Source organism: Streptomyces triticirhizae (genome assembly GCF_003696235.1).
GTDB classification, from domain to species: domain Bacteria; phylum Actinomycetota; class Actinomycetes; order Streptomycetales; family Streptomycetaceae; genus Streptomyces; species Streptomyces triticirhizae.
In genome coordinates this window covers 1-2,530 of sequence record NZ_RFFJ01000359.1, presented here as the reverse complement: position 1 = coordinate 2,530, position 2,530 = coordinate 1, and the positions used below count along the sequence as shown (strand labels likewise).

Annotated in this window: 2 protein-coding genes; both read right to left on the bottom strand. The window is 75.8% G+C overall.

What is annotated here, in order from left to right; genetic code table 11:
* A partial coding sequence (locus EBN88_RS29560) for an MFS transporter (protein WP_325052791.1) occupies positions 1–1,368 on the bottom strand: 1,368 nt, incomplete at its 3' end.
* Positions 1,365–2,336 carry a phosphotransferase enzyme family protein gene (locus EBN88_RS29555; protein WP_122400051.1) on the bottom strand — a complete coding sequence of 324 codons (972 nt, stop codon included), beginning with the start codon at positions 2,334–2,336 and terminating at the stop codon, positions 1,365–1,367. The genes EBN88_RS29560 and EBN88_RS29555, both read right to left, overlap by 4 nt.
* Positions 2,337–2,530: the final 194 nt, after the last annotated feature.

Sequence of the window (2,530 nt, the reverse complement as noted above, 5' to 3'; positions counted from 1 at the left end):
GTCGTTCGGCGCGGCTTCGGGCGCCCGGCCGCCGGCCACCGGCGCGCTCCGCGCGGACGGGCGCACCGCCCCGGCCACCGCGCCCGCGACCAGCACCACCGCCAGCACCGCCACCATCGCGTTCCGCAGCCCGAACTCCTCGCCGAGGAAGCCCAGCGCGGGCGGCCCGACCAGGAACGCGAAGTAGCCCGTCGTGGCCACCGCGCTCACCCGCGCCGCCGCGCCACGCGGATCGTCGCCGGCCGCCGAGATCGCGACCGGGAAGCCGAGCGAGGCGCCCAGGCCCCACAACAGGACGGCCCCCGCCGCCAGTTCGGGCGCCGGGGCGGTGATCACGCCCAGCACCCCGAGGCAGGCCAGCACCGCGCCGCCGCGCATCACCGCGACCCGGCCGAAGCGCGTCAACAGCACCTGCCCGGAGAAGCGGCCCACCGTCATCGCGGCGGCGAAGACGGTGAACACCACCGAGCCGGCCACCTCGTCGAGGTCGAAGCCGTCAACCATGATCAACGGCAGCCAGTCGTTGGCCGAGCCCTCGGCCAGCGCCATGCCCAGGACGATCAGGCCCAGCAGCACCACCCGGCGCTCCCGCCAGACCGCGAGCCGGTCCCGCGCACGGCCGGCCCGTTCGCCGTTCTCGCCCGGCTCCTCCCGGCCTGTGCCCTCGGGCACCCGCGTCCGCGCCCACAGCAGCCCGGCCGCCGCCACGACCGTGACCAGCGCCAGATGCCAGAAGACCGGGAAGTCCAGCGCGGTCAGCCCGATCCCGACGCCGGCCCCCAGCACCGTTCCACCGCTGAAGCAGCCGTGCAGCGCCGGCATCACCGGCCGCTCCAACGCCCGTTCCACGGCGGCGCCCTCGACGTTCACCGCTATCTCCTGGAGGCCGGCGCCACAGCCGAAGAACGCCAGCCCCAGGAAGACCACCGGGCCGACCCCGCCGGCCGCGCCGCAGGCCAGCACCGCCAGGCCCAACGTGATCGACGAGCCGCCGAGCACCGCGACACACCGGCCGCCGTGCCGGGCGACCAGCGCGCCCGATGAGAGCACCCCGATCATCGAGCCGATGGAGAGGCCGAAGAGGATCAGGCCCATGCCGGCGGTCGAGACGTCCACCGCCTCCTTGATCGCCGGAGTCCTGGTCACCCAGGAGGCCAGAGCGAAGCCGGGCGTGAGGAAGAGCATGAAGAGCGCGGCGCGCCAGCGTCGCAGTACGGGGTCGACCACCGCCTTGGGCATGGTGTGACTCTCTCCGGGGGCTCGGTGCCGTGTATGGGATGTGCGATTTAACGATAAAACAGCGGTTGTGCCGAGGAGGCAACCATGCCCCGGGGCTGGTCCCGGGCGGTCCGGCGCCGACGGCCTCAGCCGACGGCGGCCAGCGCCCGGTCCAACGACTCGACCAGGCCCTCGAACGCGGTCGCCGTGTCCCGGTCGGCGCCGTGCGGGCGGCGGAGCTGGTCGACATAGAGCGTGATCTCGTCCAGATCCCAGCGCAGCCGGAACAGCCGCAGCGCGGCGGGGGAGACCGGGCCGCCGCCGGCCGCCTGGTAGGCGGCCAGCTCGGCGGGGTCCTCCGTCACCTGCCACAGGTCACGCTCGGCCGGGGCCAGCCCCACCGTGTCCCAGTCGATCAACGCCGGCCGCCCCTCGGACCAGAGCACATTGCCCGGGTGCGGCTCGCCATGGGTGAGCACCAGCGGCACGCCCTCGGCGCGCACCCGCGCGAGCAGCGCGTCATAGTCCGCCAACGCCTTCCGCAGCGCGGCCGGTTGACGTCGTATCAGCAGCTCGCGGGTCGGCTCGGCGTAGGGGCCGCCGGTCCACGGTGTGGACAGCGCGTCCAACGCCCGCTCCAGCGCCGGCCGCCCCGCCAACTCCGGATCGCGGCGCGGCGCTTCGGGAACGGCGGGCGCCGCGCGGTGCACCGCCGCCAACAGGCCCAGCAGCGCCCGCCGTTGCTCCGCCGAGTGGGGCTGGCCGGGCTTGCCTGAGGTGCCGGCGGCCCAGGGGAAGACGGCCACGGCGTAGCGTCGACCGAGCCGGCGCGCCGGCTCCCCTTCGCGGTCGGTCAACGGGCCTACCACGCCATCGAGTTGAGCGGCCAACGTGGCGGTGGCGGCGAGCGCCGCCGGGAGCGTCGACCACGTGATCTGCCCCGCGTCCAGGTCCCAGGCGGTCACGAACCACCGCCGGCCGGCGGCGTCCGAGGCCCGCCAGTGGTAGCCGCCGAAGCCGACCGGGGCGTGCTCCAGCACGGTCGGCGGGAGGCCCCAGCGGTCGCGCAGGAGCGCGCCGAGCGCGCGGGGGTCGAGGTCGGAAGGTGCCTCACGCATCCGCGCATGGTGCCATCGACCCCGCCCCGAACGGGAACGATTTCCCGACGGCGCCCGCGCCGCGCGCCCGCGTCCCCGCTCGCGCCCCGCTCACGCCTCCGTGGCCGCCACAGAGGGCCGCCACCCGCCGCCCAGGGGCGGGGCCAGCCAACTCCCGGCGCGGGCGCGGAAGTCCGCCGGGCGCAGCGCGCCCG

Excerpts from the sequence above, each read along its gene's own strand:
- EBN88_RS29555 (WP_122400051.1), bottom strand. The coding sequence starts at position 2,336 with ATGCGTGAGGCACCTTCCGACCTCGACCCCCGCGCGCTCGGCGCGCTC.